The 16,815-nt window shown below is 68.3% G+C and carries 14 protein-coding genes and 2 riboswitches; of the genes, 10 read left to right on the forward strand and 4 right to left on the reverse strand.

From position 1 onward, the window contains the following. Positions 1-83 precede the first annotated feature (83 nt). The 6 genes from LI94_RS14915 to LI94_RS14940 all read left to right on the forward strand — a co-directional run bounded on the left by LI94_RS14915 (position 84) and on the right by LI94_RS14940 (position 7,916). On the forward strand, positions 84-677 hold the full coding sequence (locus tag LI94_RS14915) for a peptide deformylase (RefSeq protein WP_024440119.1): 594 nt from the start codon (positions 84-86) through the stop codon (positions 675-677). A 90-nt stretch (positions 678-767) separates the two neighbouring features. After that, positions 768-1,610, forward strand: coding sequence for a GNAT family N-acetyltransferase (locus tag LI94_RS14920; RefSeq protein ID WP_239651239.1), 843 nt, complete (start codon positions 768-770; stop codon positions 1,608-1,610). A 79-nt stretch (positions 1,611-1,689) separates the two neighbouring features. Next, entirely contained in the window at positions 1,690-2,493 is an 804-nt protein-coding gene (locus LI94_RS14925; protein WP_024440121.1) for an exodeoxyribonuclease III, read from the forward strand. 106 nt (positions 2,494-2,599) lie between these two features. After that, the gene (locus LI94_RS14930; RefSeq protein ID WP_036456809.1) at positions 2,600-3,106 is read left to right on the forward strand and encodes a hypothetical protein; all 507 of its coding nucleotides are present in this window, start codon (positions 2,600-2,602) and stop codon (positions 3,104-3,106) included. Between the two features lie 11 nt (positions 3,107-3,117). After that, entirely contained in the window at positions 3,118-7,644 is a 4,527-nt protein-coding gene (locus tag LI94_RS14935) for a cation-translocating P-type ATPase (protein WP_239651240.1), read from the forward strand. Then, on the forward strand, positions 7,641-7,916 hold the full coding sequence (locus LI94_RS14940) for a hypothetical protein (protein WP_024440124.1): 276 nt from the start codon (positions 7,641-7,643) through the stop codon (positions 7,914-7,916). The genes LI94_RS14935 and LI94_RS14940 overlap by 4 nt, the downstream gene beginning before the upstream one ends. A gap of 23 nt (positions 7,917-7,939) precedes the next feature. Here LI94_RS14940 and LI94_RS14945 read toward each other — a convergent pair whose 3' ends face one another. Both LI94_RS14945 and LI94_RS14950 read right to left on the reverse strand, forming a co-directional pair. Beyond that, positions 7,940-8,134: an Rv1535 family protein gene (locus tag LI94_RS14945; protein ID WP_024440125.1), complete on the reverse strand. Its 195-nt coding sequence runs from the start codon at positions 8,132-8,134 to the stop codon at positions 7,940-7,942. A gap of 229 nt (positions 8,135-8,363) precedes the next feature. Then, positions 8,364-8,532, reverse strand: a riboswitch (M-box (ykoK) riboswitch). A gap of 188 nt (positions 8,533-8,720) precedes the next feature. Next, complete coding sequence (locus LI94_RS14950; RefSeq protein ID WP_082105772.1) at positions 8,721-10,487, reverse strand: MFS transporter; 1,767 nt, start codon at positions 10,485-10,487, stop codon at positions 8,721-8,723. A 148-nt stretch (positions 10,488-10,635) separates the two neighbouring features. Beyond that, positions 10,636-10,740: riboswitch (TPP riboswitch) on the forward strand. Here LI94_RS14950 and thiC point away from each other — a divergent pair. The 3 genes from thiC to LI94_RS14965 all read left to right on the forward strand — a co-directional run bounded on the left by thiC (position 10,735) and on the right by LI94_RS14965 (position 13,897). Next, positions 10,735-12,378, forward strand: a complete 1,644-nt coding sequence (thiC, locus tag LI94_RS14955) for a phosphomethylpyrimidine synthase ThiC (RefSeq protein ID WP_046301658.1) — start codon at positions 10,735-10,737, stop codon at positions 12,376-12,378. It overlaps the preceding riboswitch by 6 nt. A gap of 56 nt (positions 12,379-12,434) precedes the next feature. Next, the gene (gene thiD / locus LI94_RS14960) at positions 12,435-13,274 is read left to right on the forward strand and encodes a bifunctional hydroxymethylpyrimidine kinase/phosphomethylpyrimidine kinase (protein ID WP_024440128.1); all 840 of its coding nucleotides are present in this window, start codon (positions 12,435-12,437) and stop codon (positions 13,272-13,274) included. Between the two features lie 11 nt (positions 13,275-13,285). Next, positions 13,286-13,897, forward strand: a complete 612-nt coding sequence (locus LI94_RS14965; protein ID WP_046301664.1) for an alpha/beta family hydrolase — start codon at positions 13,286-13,288, stop codon at positions 13,895-13,897. Between the two features lie 9 nt (positions 13,898-13,906). Here the strand turns inward: LI94_RS14965 and LI94_RS14970 are convergent, their stop codons facing one another. Together LI94_RS14970 and LI94_RS14975 are read right to left on the reverse strand one after the other, a co-directional pair. Beyond that, positions 13,907-14,908: a beta-ketoacyl-ACP synthase III gene (locus tag LI94_RS14970; protein ID WP_046301659.1), complete on the reverse strand. Its 1,002-nt coding sequence runs from the start codon at positions 14,906-14,908 to the stop codon at positions 13,907-13,909. A gap of 90 nt (positions 14,909-14,998) precedes the next feature. Then, positions 14,999-15,178 carry a hypothetical protein gene (locus LI94_RS14975; protein WP_046301660.1) on the reverse strand — a complete coding sequence of 60 codons (180 nt, stop codon included), beginning with the start codon at positions 15,176-15,178 and terminating at the stop codon, positions 14,999-15,001. Between the two features lie 107 nt (positions 15,179-15,285). Here LI94_RS14975 and LI94_RS14980 point away from each other — a divergent pair, with 107 nt between their 5' ends. Further along, positions 15,286-16,770, forward strand: coding sequence for an NAD(P)/FAD-dependent oxidoreductase (locus LI94_RS14980; RefSeq protein WP_046301661.1), 1,485 nt, complete (start codon positions 15,286-15,288; stop codon positions 16,768-16,770). Positions 16,771-16,815: the final 45 nt, after the last annotated feature.

Here is a 16,815-nt window from a genome sequence, read left to right on the forward strand (position 1 = left end):
TGAACCGCCCACCAACCCGGCGGTCCCAGCTTCGCCTCTCCTCCGTCGAGCCTCGCTGAACCGCCCACCTAAGATTTGCGGTCATGGCCGTCCTACCCATCCGCATTGTGGGCGATCCCGTCCTGCACACTCCGACCAGCCCGGTGCCCGTCGCCGATGACGGCTCGTTGCCGGCCGACCTCGGCGAGCTCATCACGACGATGTACGAGACCATGGACGCCGCCAACGGCGTCGGCTTGGCCGCCAATCAGATCGGCGTGGGACTGCGGGTCTTCGTCTACGACTGCGCCGACGACCGTCGCTCCACGACACGGCGCCGCGGCGTGGTGGTCAACCCGGTGCTGGAGACCTCCGAACGGCCCGAAACCATGCCCGACCCCGATGAGGACGACGAAGGCTGCCTGTCGGTGCCCGGCGAATCGTTTCCGACCGGTCGGGCGGAGTGGGCGCGGGTCACCGGCCTGGACGCCGACGGCAACCCGGTCACGCTGGAGGGCACGGGGCTGTTCGCCCGGATGCTGCAGCATGAGACCGGCCACCTCGACGGGTTGCTCTACCTGGACATGCTGGTGGGCCGGAACGCCCGCGCCGCGAAGCGGACGGTGAAGTCCAACGGCTGGGGCGTGCCCGGCCTGTCGTGGATGCCGGGCGACGAGCCCGATCCGTTCGGTCACTGACGAGCACTCGTGTCCCAACCGCCCGCACTCCCTGAGATCGGCGTCCGGGTGAGTCTGCGCTACCTGCGTGCCCCTGGTTCGGAGCCTCCGATGGGCGATGTGATCGGGCACCTGGTGGCAATCAGCCCGCTGGTGCAGGTCCGTTCGGCCGATGGCGTGACCCACGAATGCCGGCATGCCGATGTGCTCTACGTGCGCCGGCTGACCGACCGGCCGGTGAAGAACTCCACGATCCGTTCCGTCGAGCATGCCGCCGCGCTGGCCTGGCCGGGCAGTGACCATCGGTGGCTGGACGGCTGGTTCCTGCGGGCGGGCCGCGGCGCCGACCTCACCACCAATTCCGCTGTGCCCCTCGACATGTTTGCCCACGCGAACACCATCCCGGCGATCATCGACTGGTACACGCGGCGTGGTCTACCACCGACGCTGGCGGTCCCCGAGCGGCTGTTGCGGCTGCCCGAGGACATCCCGACGCGGCACGAGACCCGCACCCTGGTGTGCGAGCTGAGCGCCGAGACGGCCGGGGACCAGGTGGCGCTGATCAGCGAACCCGACGCAGACTGGCTGGCGGTATTCGGCCATGACGTACCGGTGGAGGTGTTGACCGCGGTGGTCGAGGGTGAGGTGATCTTCGCGTCGATTCCCGGGATGGCGGTGGGGCGTGGTGCGGTCACCGAGGGCCCGGACGGGACGCGGTGGCTGGGGCTGACGGCGGTTCGGGTGGCCACCGACCGGATCCGGCAGGGCTACGGACGGGCGATCTGGGGCGCATTGCAGGCCTGGGGGGTGGGTCGCGGCGCCACCCGCGGTTACGCGCAGGTGCCGAGCAACGACCCGCAGGTGTTCGGGTTCTTCGAAGCGATCGGATTCACAGGCCAGCACCGCAGCCGCTATATCGATGCCCGGCTGCTGGGCAGCGGGTCGGCGCTCTAGTTCTAGCGGCGATCGCAAGCGCGACGAAGTCACGCGCAGCGGGTCACCGCCATCGAACTAGGGTGGCTTCGTGACTGCTCTGCGACTGGCCACCTGGAACGTCAACTCCATCCGCTCTCGGGTGGACCGAGTGACTGACTGGCTGGCCCGTGCCGAGGTCGACGTACTGGCCATGCAGGAGACCAAGTGCACCGACGCGCAGTTTCCGGCGCTGCCGTTTCACGAGTTGGGCTACGAGGTTGCCCATGTCGGACTGAACCAGTGGAACGGGGTGGCGATCGCGTCGCGCGTCGGCCTGGACAACATCGAGGTCGGGTTTCCCGGCCAACCGGCATGGGCCAAGGCCGACGCCGATCCCGCCGTGGAGGCGCGCGCGCTGGGCGCCACCTGCGGTGGGGTGCGGGTCTGGAGTCTCTACGTGCCCAACGGACGCGCACTCAACGACCCGCACTACACCTACAAGCTGGATTGGCTTGCAGCGCTGCGCGATACTGCCGAAGGGTGGTTGCGTGACGATCCGTCGGCGCCCATCGCGCTGGTGGGCGACTGGAACATCGCTCCCCAGGACGACGACGTATGGAGCATGGAGTTCTTCGAGGGCGCGACACACGTCTCACCACCGGAGCGTCTGGCCTTCCAGGCGATGGCCGACGCGCAGTTCCTCGATCTGGTGCGGCCCTTCACGCCCGGCCCGGGCGTCTACACCTATTGGGACTACACCCAGCTGCGGTTCCCCAAGAAGCAGGGCATGCGCATCGACTTCATCCTGGGCTCCCCCGCACTGGCGACTCGCGTCGCGCACGCTGAGATCGTCCGCGAAGAACGCAAGGGCAAGTCACCGAGTGACCACGCGCCGGTGTTGGTCGAGATCCGGCGGGACTGATAAGCCGCAGTTCTATGAATTCGGTGTGGATTTCGGACCGATCGCGAAATCGCGCATAGGATAGGCGGATTATCCAATTTGCTCATTTGAAGGGCAGGGAATTCCCATGAACGCCGTCGCAGGGACGGTAAGAAAGGTGGCCGGAGCGGCGAGCCGCGCGGTCACCATGACCACTGAGGCAGCCGGGGCGATCGGCGGGGCCGCAGTCAACGGGGTAATCGGCGGTGTCACGGGGGCGGCCGGCGGCGTGCAGCGCGGGCTGCGCACCGGCAGCCACTCGACTCCCGCGGCCGCGCTGACCTTGGGCGCCCTCGGCGTGACCGGGCTGGTCGAGTGGCCGGTGTTGGTCGCGGTGGGCGGCACCGCACTGGTGCTCAAACAACTGACCAACCGGTCGGATCACAACAAGGCGTCGGCCCAGGCCTCGACTGCGTCGGTACGGCCGCTCAGGGCGGCGCCGCCGGCGAAGGCGACAAAGCCGACGAAGGCGACGAAGCCGGTGAAATCGGCGAACTCGTCGACGTCAGCGCGTCGCGCCCCACAGCCGAAGAAGACAGCGGCACGGCAGCCACGCAGCGGCGCCAGCAGCAACCGCACTCGCACCCGCCACTAGTCGGGTACCGAGTGAATTCAGACTCTTCCCTGCGTGCCGTCCGCCGCTTCTGGCCGCTGCGCGCAGCGAATTTCGGTGTCCAACTGACCTCAGCGCTGATCGAAGCCTCGGTCCAGACCGCTGCCGGAGTTGCCGCGGCTGTCCTGCCGAACGGTGACGGGGGCCCGGTGCTGTCCCGGCGCTGTTTCCGCGGCGAAGGGCGGGCCTGGGTCGAGATCCGTGGCCTCGACGGCCCCGCCGGTGACGAGCTGGCGACCGCCGTCGTGGAAGCCGCGCGCGCACTGCCCGGCGTGATCTCGGTCCGCTTGAACCACCCGTTGTCGCGTCTGGTGGTCGGGCTCGACTCAACCGCCGATGACGTCGTCTCGGTGAGTGAACTGTGCCACGTGGTGGCCGACGTCGAAAGCCGGCACAGCTTCGACTCTCCTGCGTCGAGCCTCGCTAACCGCACGGCGGAATCCCGCGGTCAAGCCCCGGTGAGTCTGCCCGGCGATGGAATGACCGAGACGCTGCGCGCCTTGACCGTCGGCGCCAACATCGCCGGTTTGGGCGCCGCGACGGTGGGCCGGTTGCTGCGCCTGCCGGGCCTGCCGCTCGGTTTGGAGGCCGGCGTCGTCCTCGTCGACTACCAGCCTCGGGTGCGCCGACTGCTGGAGGACCGCCTCGGCAAGCAGGCAACCGATGCGCTGTTGGCACTGGCCAGCGCCGGCGTGCACACCCTCAACACCGCGCCGACCACGCTGGCGGTGGACTTGTCGGTGGAGGCGATGCGCGCCGGGGAGGAACGCGCCGCGGCCCGCGCCTGGCGCCGCCACGAGCCGGAGCTCGCCCACCACGCCGATCATCCGCCGGTGACCGTTCCGCAGCGGCCGGCGCCGCGGCCGCCGGGTCCGGTCGAGCGCCACCTGACCCGCAGCGCCTGGGCACAACTCCTGGGCGCTGGGGTGATCGGCGCCGCGACCCGCAATCCCGACCTGGCCGGCACGGCCGCCGCGGTGACCGCGCCGAAGGCCACCCGCACCGCACGCGAGTCCTTCGCCGCCACCCTGGGCCGGGGCCTGGCCGATCACCACGGCACGGTGGTGCTGCGGCCGGGCAGCCTGCGTGAACTCGACCGCGTCGACACCGTGGTCATCGATCCTCGGGTGCTATGCGGCGAGACGTTGCGGGTGATGCAGGTGCGCGGCGCCGACGACGACGAATTGCGCGCCGCATGGGCGCAGGCCCAGGCACGCCTGACCGACGCCGACCTCAAACCGGGTTGGCACCGCATCGGACCACGCCCCGGGGTGCAGGCGTCATTCCAGCCCGCGCTATTGCCGCTGGCCGCCGCGGTGGTGACCGAGGCGCGCCGCGCCGACGTCGAGGTGGTCTCGGTGGAGGCCGACGCGCTCGGGGAGCTGCGGCCGGTCTTCGACGAGATCCGGCCCCTGGACGGCGCCTCGGTAGACCAGGCGCTGGCCGCCGCGGTAACCGCCTACCAGGCCGACGGCCATGACGTCGCGGTGCTGTCCGCGGTAGCCGTGGAGGCGCTGGCTGCGGCCGACGTGGCGCTGGGCGTGCTGCCGGGACAAGGTGTCCCGCCGTGGTGCGCCGATGTGTTGCTGACCGACCTGGCCGCGGCCTGGCGGGTGTTGCACGCCCTGCCCGCGGCCCGCTCCGCCAGTCACCGTGGCGTGGAGATCTCCACCGGTGCCACGGCGTTGGGATCGCTGCTACTGCTGCCCGGGGTGCGCGGTAGCGGGCCCGGGCCGGTGACCACGGGTGCGGCGGCCGGCGCGCTCTCGGGGTACTGGCTGGCGCGCCGTGCCGTGGATGCCGCGGTGCCGCGGCCGGCGGCGGTGCACGAGTGGCACGCGATGTCGGTCGACCAGGTCCGGGCGGTGTTGCCGCCGCCGGAGCTGGATGAGCCCGGCACCACCCACCATGCGCCGGCCGCCGCCGCTGCGCTGGCGGCGGTGGATCTGGCCCGCCGCGGGGCGCAGGCAACCGCGCCGCCGCGGCTGCTGCGGCAGTTTGCCCAGGCCGTGCGCAGTGAACTGTCCGACCCGATCACGCCCGTGCTGGCGCTGGGGGCCGCGGCCAGCGCGGTGCTGGGTTCACCCGTCGACGCGGTCCTGGTCGGTTCGGTGTTGGGCGGCAACGCGATGCTCGCGGCCGCGCAGCGCCTGGTCGCAGAGCGCCGGCTCAACGTGCTGCTGAACGAGCAGGTTCCGCCGGCGCGCAGGGTCCTGCCCGACGGAAGCCACGTTGAGATTCCGGCCGAGGAACTGCGGCCCGGCGATGTGATCGAGGTGCACTCCCATGAGGTGGTGCCCGCCGACGGCCGGTTGATCGACGCGATCGACCTGGAGGTCGACGAGTCGTCGCTGACCGGCGAGTCGCTCACGGTGGTCAAGCAGGTCGAGGCCACGCCGGGTGCCGATCTGGCCGAGCGGGAATGCATGGTCTACGCCGGTACCACCGTCGTCACCGGAACCGCGGTGGCTTTGGTGACCGCGGTGGGCGGCGACACCCACGGGAGGCGGGCCGCCGAACTGGTCGCCGGCGATCAGTCCGCGATCGGGCTGCAGCATCAGCTGAGCCTGCTGACCAGCAAGGCCTGGCGGATCAGCCTGGCCGGCGGCGCGCTGGTGACCGGGCTGGGGATGGCCCGCCGGATCGGGTTGCGGCAGGCGGTGGCCAGCGGCATCGCGGTCAGCGTCGCAGCCATTCCCGAAGGGCTTCCGCTGGTGGCCACCTTGTCACAGCAGGCGTCGGCCCGACGACTGACCAAGGCCGGTGTGCTGGTGCGGGTGCCGCGTTCGGTGGAGGCGCTCGGCCGTGTCGACGTGGTCTGCTTCGACAAGACCGGCACGCTGAGCCGCAACCGGCTGCGGGTGTCGCAGGTGCACCCTGCCACGGGTTTCACCGAACACGACGTGCTGCGCTTTGCCGCCGCCGCGGCCCCGGTCCCCAACGGCACCCGGCAGGTGCACGCCACCGACACCGCCATCGTGGAGGGCGCGGCGCTGGCCGGAGTCGCCGGCGCACCGACAGGGCCGGTCGCGCACCTGCCGTTCCGCTCCGGGCGTCAGTTCTCGGCCTCGATACGGGGAACCGAGTTGACCCTCAAGGGTGCCCCGGAAGTGGTGCTGGCGTGCGCCGGGGCGGGCCCGGCGATCAAGAAGTCGGTGGCCACCTTGGCCGCCGAGGGGCTGCGCGTGATTGCGGTTGCCCGCCGCCAATTGACCCCGGCAGAACGCGCCGCCCTGAGTATCGATCCCGAACCCGAGGAGATCGCAGAGTACTGCCGCGACGGTCTGACTTTCGTGGGCCTGCTCGGTCTGTCGGACACGCCGCGCGACGAGGCCACCGAACTGCTCGCCGACCTCAAGCGCCGGCGAATCCCGGTGCGGCTCATCACCGGCGACCACCCGCTGACCGCCACCGCGATCGCCCGGGAGCTGGGACTGGACGTCGACGACGATCAGGTGATCACAGGCGCGCAGTGGGATGCGTTGTCCCGCAAGGGCCAAGAGGTTGCGGTCGCCGAGCGCGTGGTGTTCGCCCGGATGTCTCCGGAGAACAAGGTGCAGATCGTCCAGACGCTGGAGCGCACCGGCAAGGTGTCGGCGATGGTCGGCGACGGAGCCAACGACGCCGCGGCGATCCGGGCCGCCACCGTGGGGATCGCGGTGGTCGCGCACGGCAGCGAAGCGGCCAGCACCGCCGCAGACGTAGTGCTGCTCGACGAGCGGATCGACACCCTTCTGGATGCGTTGGACGAAGGCCGCGAGCTGTGGCAGCGGGTACAGGCCGCGGTGGCGGTGCTGCTGGGCGGCAATGCCGGTGAGGTGGCCTTCGCGATCATCGGGAGCGCGCTGACCGGTCGCTCGCCGCTGAACGCACGCCAGCTGTTGCTGGTCAACATGCTGACCGACGCGCTGCCGGCCACCGCGCTGGCGGTCAGTTCGCTCAATGAGCAGGCCGCCGCCGGCGGGCACGGTCCCGACGAACGCGCGCTGTGGCGCACGGTGGGCGTGCGCGGCGTGACGACGGCGTCGGCCGCGGTGACCGCCTGGGGTCTGGCTTCGGTCACCGGGCGCCCGCAGCGGGCCTCCACGGTGGCGTTGGTGTCGCTGGTCGCCACGCAACTGGGGCAGACTCTGCTGGATTCGCGTGATCCGCTGGTGGTGGCGACCGCTGTCGGCTCGCTGGGCATGATGGGGACGCTGATCACCATCCCCGGTATCAGCCAGCTGCTGGGCTGCACTCCGATCGGGCCTCTGGGCTGGGCCCAGGCTCTGGGTACGGCGACGGTGGCCACCGTCGGCGCAGCCGTGGTGCCCAAACTGCTGTCGGGGGTGCGGGACGACATGGCCAAGCCGAAGGAGTTCATCGTGCCCGGGCCGCGTCAACCGGACCGCCCGCAGGAATCATCCGACGGTCACCCGGCGCCGCGGCTGCGGCTTGTGCACAATGGGGACACTGGCTCCCGCCGCGGAACGGTCGCGGCTCGATCATCCGGCGACCCGTCGCCACCAGGAGGTTCATGATGGCGGACAAGCCGCGGCGCAGCGCTTCCCAGCGCGAGGCAGTGGCCCACATTCGCGAGGCAGAGGGGTTCGCCGTTGAATTGCCGCTGTTCGGCAAGGTGACGGTGCCGCGTCCTGAGCAATTGGCCTACTACGGCGGGCTGGCGTTGCTGGCGGCTTTCGAGATCATCGACTGGCCGGTGGCCGTGGCGGTGGCTGCCGGCCACATTCTGGCCAGCAACCACCGCAGTGAGGTGCTCGAACAGCTCGGCGAGGCCCTAGAAGACGTCTAGCCGAGGTTCAGCCTCGGTTGACCTCAGTTGTTGACGGTCAGCACTCCGACGCGCCACAGGAGTGCGTACATCTGGTGCAGCGGGCCACTGAGCAGCCGAGTGGTCATGTCGACCACCGGGTCTGAGGTAGGCGCGGCAGGACGGCGGTCCAGCTTCTTCGGCGCGCTGGTGGCGCGCGGGGCCGGAGCCGTGATGTCGGTGTAGGCGATTGCAACCATGATGGCCTCCTAGTCGCGTAACGGTGCTACGCGCTCAGCTGAAGGCCGGAGTCGTGGCTCAGCGGGAGGCGGTATGCGACCGTTCGGATGGGGACGGAACTGATGTCAGATATCGGCTCGGACTATCACCGGAACTCATTCGTCCCTCACCTCCTCTCGGTCGCGGGCGCGCCGTGGTGCGCCGGTTTCACCGCATGCTCAGGAGGGCAGCTCCGACGACTGTCGGAAGACCGCACCCCTCTCGTCAGAGTTTTGACACTGCACGGCGTGTCCCAATCCGGGAAGCCACTTGGGCTCAACCCTTAAGCCGGGAGGAGCTGTCCTGACCCGGGGCGTCTTTCGACGTTCGGGGTCAGTGGCCTATGTCCGTGCAGACGCCTCACCTAACGAGGTGCTTGCACGGTCCATAGTGCACCACCGACGGGGTGCGGTCAACTCCACCCCATTCGGGCGTGTCGACGGCCTCTGACGTGCAGCGATGGCGTCCAACCCCGTGCGCCCAAGGTGTCACACCCGTCACTTTGGTACCAGAACGAGACCCTAACGGCCCAGTTCCGCGACCGACGTTTCGCGACGGTTTGGGGGCTTAGTTCTTCAGATTCAGCGGCTCGACGGCATAGCGCCCCGGCGTCCGCCACGACGCGAGCGCACCGAGCAGCATCATGACCGCCGCGGCGGCAAAGACCACTGCGAGACCCGTATGGAACGGCCCGGAGATCAGCTGCGGGAAGAAGCTGTGCCCGGTCAACGTCTCGGCATCAACGCCGGGTGCGGCCAGCGCGCCCGACGGCGCCAAGAGTTCGGCAATCGGGTTGTAGCCCAGAAACGCCGCGAAGAGGCTGCCCACCGGCGGGGTGTTGGCTATCTGATCGGCGACACCGGCCGAGACGCCCTCCTGCCGCAACCCAGCAGCCAGCGCCGCCGGCAACGTCTCGGCCAGCCCGATCACCATCAGCGAGAAGAAGATTCCGATCGACAACGAGGTGCCGGCGTTGAAGAACGTGGCCCGCACACCGGAGGCCGCCCCTCGCTGGTCGGCCGGGACACTGGACATGACCACGGCACTGTTGGGCGCGGTGAAGATTCCACCACCCAGTCCGTTGAGGAAGACCAGCGCCGCGAACACCCGGTAGTCGAAGTTCACCGGCAGCAACACCAGACCCACGAACGTCGCCGCCATCAGCACCATGCCGCCGACCGTGAACGGACGGGCACCGCGGCGGTCCGACAACGATCCGGCCACCGGACCGGCCAACAGGAACCCGGCCGTCATGGGCAGCAGATAGATACCGGCCCACAACGGCGTCGATTCGTAGCTATAGCCGTGCAGCGGTAGCCAGATGCCCTGCAGCCAGATGATCAGCATGAACTGCATGCCGCCGCGCCCGATCGCCGACAGCAAGCCTGCCGCGTTGGCCATACCGAACGCCGGAATCGCGAAGAGCCGAACGTCCAGCAGCGGAGCGGCAACCCGTAGCTCGATGAAACAGAACAGCACCAACAGCGCCACTCCGAGCCCGAGCGCACCCAGCACAACCGGGTTGGCCCAGCTGGTGGGCGAAGACCCATGCGGCTGAATGCTGTAGGTGATGGCGGTCAGCACCACGGTCAGGCCCAACCCAAGCGTCGCGGTGCCCGCCCAGTCCAGCTTCGCCGGCGCCCGCTCCCCGAGTTCGTGCAGTGAACGTACCGACCAGATGGTGCCCAGCACTCCGATCGGGACCCCGACCCAGAACACCGCCCGCCAGTCCCATTCCGACAGCACGCCGCCGATCAACAGGCCTACAAAGGACCCGGCGACTGCGGCCACCTGGTTGACACCCAGCGCCATGCCACGCTGATTGGCCGGGAACGCGTCGGTGAGGATCGCTGAGGACGACGCCATCAGCATCGCCCCGCCGACGCCCTGCACCACCCGCCACGCGATCAGCCACTGGGCACCGCGGCCCATGTCGAACGGGTCGATCGACAGCGCGATCGCCGCGACGGTGAACACCACGAAGCCCAAGTTGTAGATGCGCACCCGGCCGAACATGTCGCCGAGCCGGCCGAAGAACACCACCAGCACAGCCGACACCAGCAGATAGCCCATCAACATCCACAGCAGGTAACTGACGTTCGCCGGCTCCAGCGGATTGAGGCCGATACCCCGAAAGATCGCCGGCATCGAGATCAACACGATCGAGCCGTTGATGGTGGCGAGCAGAACACCCAGTGTGGTGTTGGACAGCGCGACCCATTTGTAGCGCGGGTGGCCACGGTCGTAGCGCAGCTGGCGGCGGGCGGTGGCAGGTCCCTCCGCGGCGCCCGGGTCCGGGACACCGGTGTTCACCTGCTCAATCTGCGCCGTCATAACTCTCCCAGCTACTTCCACCCCAAAGCGCATATGTTAGCTAAGCAAATGATCGGTTGCCTAATTCTGGTCCGGAACCCTCAGCGCCTTACGCCGGCTGCTGAGCTGCGATAGCGTGGCAGTGCACGAATCGCCAGTGCAGAAATCGCAAAAACCGCGGGAGCGCAACCAGTGCGCTGAGAGGACGGCCGGGGCCGTCGACCGTACGAACCTGACCGGGTCATGCCGGCAAGGGAGAGGAAGAACTATGACTGACGTTGCAGTGGAGCCGCAGGTCACCACCGGGCCCATCCCCTACAGCGAGAAGGCCTACCGCGAGATCGAAGCTCCCGGCGGCGTGACGATGAAGGTGCCGTTCCGGCGCATCAACCTCACCACCGGTGAGCACTTCGACGTCTATGACACCTCCGGTCCCTACACCGACGCCAATGCCGACATCGACCTGCACCGCGGATTGCCACCGCGGCCCGGGGTGGTGACCGATCGCGGCACCCAGCTGCAGCGCGCCCAGGCCGGTGAGATCACCGCCGAGATGGCCTTCATCGCCGCCCGCGAGGGAGTTCCCGCGGAGCTGGTCCGCGACGAGGTCGCCCGCGGACGAGCGGTGATCCCGGCCAACCACAACCACCCCGAGCTGGAGCCGATGATCATCGGCAAAGCGTTCAAGGTGAAGATCAACGCCAACATCGGCAACTCCGCGGTGACCAGTTCGATCGCCGAAGAGGTGGACAAGCTGGTGTGGGCCACGCGCTGGGGCGCCGACAACGTCATGGATCTGTCCACCGGCAAGGACATTCACGAGACGCGGGAGTGGATTCTGCGCAACTCGCCGGTGCCGATCGGTACCGTACCGATCTACCAGGCGCTAGAGAAGGTCAACGGCGACCCGACCAAACTGACCTGGGAGCTTTACCGCGACACCGTGATCGAGCAGTGCGAGCAGGGCGTGGATTACATGACCGTGCACGCCGGAGTGCTGTTGCGGTATGTGCCGTTGACGGCCAAGCGGGTCACCGGCATCGTGTCGCGCGGCGGTTCGATCATGGCGGCATGGTGCCTGTCACGGCACCAGGAGTCGTTCCTGTACACCAACTTTGAAGAACTGGCCGACATTCTGGCCAGCTACGACGTCACCTTCTCCCTCGGCGACGGGCTGCGGCCCGGCTCCATTGCCGACGCCAACGACGAAGCCCAGTTCGCCGAGCTGCGCACCCTGGGCGAGCTGACCAAGATCGCCAAATCCCGTGGCGCGCAGGTGATGATCGAGGGACCGGGCCACGTCCCGATGCACAAGATCGTCGAGAACGTGCGACTGGAAGAGGAATGGTGCGACGAGGCGCCGTTCTACACGCTGGGACCGCTGGCCACCGACATCGCACCGGCCTACGACCACATCACCTCGGCGATCGGCGCAGCGATCATCGCCCAGGCCGGCACCGCGATGCTGTGCTACGTCACCCCCAAAGAGCACCTGGGGCTGCCGGACCGCAAGGACGTCAAGGACGGGGTGATCGCCTACAAGATCGCCGCACACGCCGCCGACCTGGCCAAGGGGCACCCCGGAGCACAGGATCGCGACAACGCATTGTCGAAGGCACGCTTCGAGTTCCGTTGGTATGACCAGTTCGCGTTGTCCCTGGACCCGGATACCGCGCGCGAGTACCACGACGAGACGCTGCCTGCCGAGCCGGCGAAGTCCGCGCACTTCTGCTCGATGTGCGGCCCGAAGTTCTGCTCGATGCGGATCAGCCACGACGTGCGCGACTACGCCAACGAGCACGGCCTGCAGACCGAGGACGACATCGACGCCGCCATCCAGCAGGGCATGGCCGAGAAGTCAGCCGAGTTCGCCGACCACGGCAACCGGGTGTACCTGCCCATCTCCACCTAGTGGTGATCGCAAGCGCGGCGGAGCCGGGCGAAGCGGGTCGCCAGTCATCCAGCACAGTGGGTTTCCTGCCACTGGCCCCGCCGGGGGCGACGCCGGTACGGGTACTCACCGTTGCCGGTTCGGACTCCGGGGGCGGCGCGGGCATTCAGGCCGACATGCGCACGTGCGCGCTGCTGGGGGTGCACGCCTGCGTCGCGGTTACTGCTGTGACGGTGCAGAACACCGTGGGAGTCAAGAGCTTTCACGAGGTTCCCGCCGACACCGTCGCTGCCCAGATTACGGCGGTGGTGCCCGACATCGGGATTCAGGCCGCCAAGACGGGGATGCTGGCGTCGGCGCAGATCATCACCGCGGTGGCTGCGACATGGCAAGAACTCGGCCTCACGGTCCCCTTGGTGGTCGATCCGGTGTCGGCGTCCATGCACGGTGATGCACTGCTGGCGTCGTCGGCACTGGATGCGCTGCGCGACAGCTTGTTTCCGCTCGCAACGCTGGTGACCCCGAACCTGCACGAGGTGCGACTGCTGGTCGGTATCGACGTTGTCGACGCCGCGTCCCAGCGTGCGGCCGCGCGTGCGCTGCATGCGCTGGGTCCGCGGTGGGCACTGGTCAAGGGCGGACACCTGCCCTCGGCGGAGCACAGTCCGGACCTGCTCTATGACGGCAAGGACTTTCTGGAGTTCCCCGGTCCGCGGGTGGCCACCGGCGACGACCACGGCGCCGGCGACACCCTCGCCGCGGCCTCGGCGGCCGCGCTCGCGCACGGGTTCAGCGTTCCGGACGCGGTGGCCTTCGCCAAGCGTTGGGTGACCGAGTGCCTGCGTGCCGCTTACCCGCTGGGCCAGGGGCACGGACCGGTCTCGCCGTTGTTCCGGTTGGGCCTGGGTACCTCGTGAGCCCGCACGAAATGGCGGATTTGGACGGGCTAGCGCACCGACCAGTTGACACCCCCGCCGGCGTGGTGTTGCTCACGCACGGCGCCGGCGGCGACCGCGATTCCCCGATGCTGCAACGACTTTGCGACGAATGGGCACGTCGCGGTTTCCTCGCGATCCGCTACAACCTCCCGTTCCGGCGGCGTCGCCCCAAGGGCCCTCCATCAGGGTCGGGCACCGGCGACCGGGAAGGCATCACCGAGGCGATCGAGTACGCCCGCGGCCTGGCCGACGGTCCGCTGATCGTCGGCGGGCACTCCTACGGCGGCCGGCAGACCTCGATGGTGGTGGCAGCCGGCGACGTTGCGGTCGACCTGCTGACCTTGTTTTCCTATCCGCTGCACCCGCCGGGGAAACCCGAGCGCACCCGCACCGAGCACCTGCCCCAGATCGGCGTGCCGACGGTGTTCACGCACGGCAGTTCGGACAGCTTCGGCACCGGTGCCGAGATTCGCGCCGCGGCCGCGCTGATTCCTGCGCCGCATGAGGTCGTCGAGATCACCGGGGCCCGCCACGATCTGGCGTCCAAGACGTTGGATGTACCGGTGCTGGCAGTCGATGCCGCGCTGCGCCTGCTGGACTGAAACCGTGGATCAGGGCAGGGCGACGACGCTGGCCGCGTAACTCAGACCTGACCCGTAGCCCAGCAGCAGGGCCAGCTGACCGGACTTGGCCGCCCCCGCCGACAACAACTGCTCCATCGCCAGCGGGATAGACGCCGCGGAGGTGTTTCCGCTGTTCTCGATGTCATTGGCGATGACGGCGTCGGAGCGCAGCTCAAGGCTCTTGGCGATCAGCGCGTTGATCCGGCTGTTGGCCTGGTGCGGAATGAACACGTCGATGTCATGGGCGTCCAACCCGGCCGCCGAGATGGCGCGTTTCCCTATGCCGCTCATTTCGTAAGCCGCCCAACGGAATACCGCACTACCGTCCATGCGCAGGAAGGGACGCTGGCCGTCCGGATGTTCGGTGTAGCTGATCCAGTCGATGTCTTGGCGGATCGCGTCACTGTTCGAACCGTCACTGCCCCAGACCGTCGAGCCTATGCCGTGCGTGGGCGTCTCACCGACCACCACGGCACCGGCCCCGTCTCCGAAGATGAAGCAGTTCGAGCGGTCGGTCATGTCGATCGTCGGGGAGAGCACCTCTGAACCGATCACCAACGCGGTGTTGACTGTTCTGCCACGGAGCAGATCGGCCGCCACTGATAGGGCATAACCGAATCCCGCGCACCCGGTGGCCACATCGAACGCCGGCACCCCCGCCGCCCCGAGCCCCACCGCGACGGTGGGCGCACACGACGGCGTCTGACGGAAGTTGGTACTGGTCGCCACGATGACCGCATCGACGTCGGCCCCGTCGATCCCGGCCTGCTCCAACGCGTTGCGACCAGCCTCGACGGCCAGACCCGCCACGGTGTCGGTAGCGTCGGCGAATCGGCGGGTCTTGATCCCGGTGCGCGAATAGATCCATTCGTCCGAGGAGTCGATACGCCGGCAGATCTCGTCGTTGGTGACCACGCGCGCCGGGCGCGCGGCGCCGACGCCGAGCAGCCCCACGGGACGAGTTGTGCCGGAATGGCGGATCTCGCTCAAGTAGACGTCTCTCCCTGGTTGGTCAACGGCTGGCCGAAGCGTCTAACCCTAGCGGTGTCCCGGCGCCCCCACGCCGCCTCGGACCGCCACTCAGCGGTCGTAGCCATCCTCGTCTGCGGGCACTCCCTGGTGCTGCTCGAGGACATCAGCGGTGTTGGCGTTGTCGATAGTGGAGATTTCGGGGCCCGGGGTCTCGTTGTCGGTTTCCCCGACCGGGACCGCCTGCTCGGCCAGGTCCGCGTCGTTGGCTTCGACATCACGGCTGGTCATGACGGTCCTCCCGAGGTCGTGAACGGTCTTGACCTCTCATTGTCTCCCATCCTCAGGGCCGTGCGGGAGCTTCGCTGGTTACCGGTGGGTCAGGTACCTTAATTTTCATGAGTATGGAGCAGTTCGACGTCGTCATCGTGGGTGCGGGCTTCGGTGGCATGGGCGCAGCCATCGAGCTGAAGAAGCTCGGCTACGACGACATCGTGCTGCTCGAACGGGAGGACGATCTAGGCGGAACGTGGCACGTCAATCACTACCCCGGTCTGGCCGTCGACATCCCGTCGACCACTTACGCGTACTGGTTCGAGCCGAATCCGTACTGGTCGCGGATGTTCGCACCCGGCGAGGAGATCAAACGCTACGCCGAGCACGTCGCCGACAAGTACGACGTGCGCCGCCACATGCGGTTCAACACCACGGTCGCCGGTGCCCACTGGGATGAGGACGCCGAGCGCTGGCTGGTGGCCCTGGCAGATGGGACGACGCTGAGCGCCCGATTCCTGATTACCGCGACCGGTTTCCTGTCCCAGCCGCGCAACCCGGACATCGCCGGGATCGACAGCTTCGCCGGCAAGGTGGTGCACACCGCCGCCTGGGACCACGACTACGACTTCACCGGCCGTCGGGTCGGGCAGATCGGCACCGGCGCAACCGCGGTGCAGCTGATTCCGGAGTTGGCCAAGACCGTCGCCGACCTGACCGTGTTTCAGCGCACCGCGATCTGGGTGGCGCCCAAGATCGACTTCCGGATCCCGGCCTTGCTGCGGAAACTGTTCGCCCGGGTTCCGTTCGCCCAGCGGGTGATGCGCTTCATCAGCGACTACCTGCTGGAGTTCATGACGGTGACCGCGATATTGAATTACCCCGCATTCCGGCGGCTGTCGATCGCCGGGATGGACGCATGCAAAATGCTCCGGTTCGCCCAGATCCGCGACAAGGAACTGCGGGCCAAGCTGACCCCGACCTACGACATCGGATGTAAGCGGCCCAGCTGGTCGAATGACTACTACCGCAGCTTCACCAAGCCGCATGTGCACCTGGAGACCACCGGCATCGAGCGGATCGAACCGGATGGCATCGTCACCGTCGACGGCCGTAAGACCGTCATCGACACCCTGGTGCTGGCTACCGGGTATGACCTGTGGGAGGCCAACTTCCCGGCGATCGAGATCGTCGGGCGGGACGGGCGCAACCTGGGTAAGTGGTGGCGGGAGACCCGGTTCCAGGCCTACCAGGGCCTGTCGATCCCGCATTTCCCGAATTTCCTGAGCCTGGCCAGCCCGTACGGGTTCTCCGGCCTGTCGTTCTTCAACACCATGGAATACCAGATGCGGCACATGGGCCGGCTGTTCGGCGAGATGCGGCGGCGCAACGCGACGACGTTCGAGGTCACCGAGGCCGCTAACACCCGGTTCCTGGACGCCATGACCAAACGGCTGGACCACACGGTGTTCTACGCCGGGGACTGCGCTACGTCGCGGTCTTACTACTACGACCCCAGCGGCGAAGCGACGCTGCTGCGGCCCACCACGGTGCGCAATGCGGTTCGCGACGGCTCGCATTTCCCGCTGGACGACTACGAAATCGCCTGATAACCCAGCGGTTCAGCGAGCCTCGACGCAGGAGAGGCGAAGCTG

Origin of the sequence: Mycobacterium sp. UM_Kg27 (assembly GCF_000972905.1) — a bacterium.
Taxonomy (GTDB): Bacteria; Actinomycetota; Actinomycetes; order Mycobacteriales; family Mycobacteriaceae; genus Mycobacterium.

Coding starts and splice junctions, on each gene's coding strand:
- LI94_RS14980 (WP_046301661.1), top strand. CDS start 15,286: ATGAGTATGGAGCAGTTCGACGTCGTCATCGTGGGTGCGGGCTTCGGT.
- LI94_RS14915 (WP_024440119.1), top strand. CDS start 84: ATGGCCGTCCTACCCATCCGCATTGTGGGCGATCCCGTCCTGCACACT.
- LI94_RS14965 (WP_046301664.1), top strand. CDS start 13,286: ATGGCGGATTTGGACGGGCTAGCGCACCGACCAGTTGACACCCCCGCC.
- LI94_RS14940 (WP_024440124.1), top strand. CDS start 7,641: ATGATGGCGGACAAGCCGCGGCGCAGCGCTTCCCAGCGCGAGGCAGTG.
- LI94_RS14950 (WP_082105772.1), bottom strand. CDS start 10,487: ATGACGGCGCAGATTGAGCAGGTGAACACCGGTGTCCCGGACCCGGGC.
- thiC (WP_046301658.1), top strand. CDS start 10,735: ATGACTGACGTTGCAGTGGAGCCGCAGGTCACCACCGGGCCCATCCCC.
- LI94_RS14920 (WP_239651239.1), top strand. CDS start 768: ATGGGCGATGTGATCGGGCACCTGGTGGCAATCAGCCCGCTGGTGCAG.
- LI94_RS14975 (WP_046301660.1), bottom strand. CDS start 15,178: ATGACCAGCCGTGATGTCGAAGCCAACGACGCGGACCTGGCCGAGCAG.
- LI94_RS14945 (WP_024440125.1), bottom strand. CDS start 8,134: ATGGTTGCAATCGCCTACACCGACATCACGGCTCCGGCCCCGCGCGCC.
- LI94_RS14930 (WP_036456809.1), top strand. CDS start 2,600: ATGAACGCCGTCGCAGGGACGGTAAGAAAGGTGGCCGGAGCGGCGAGC.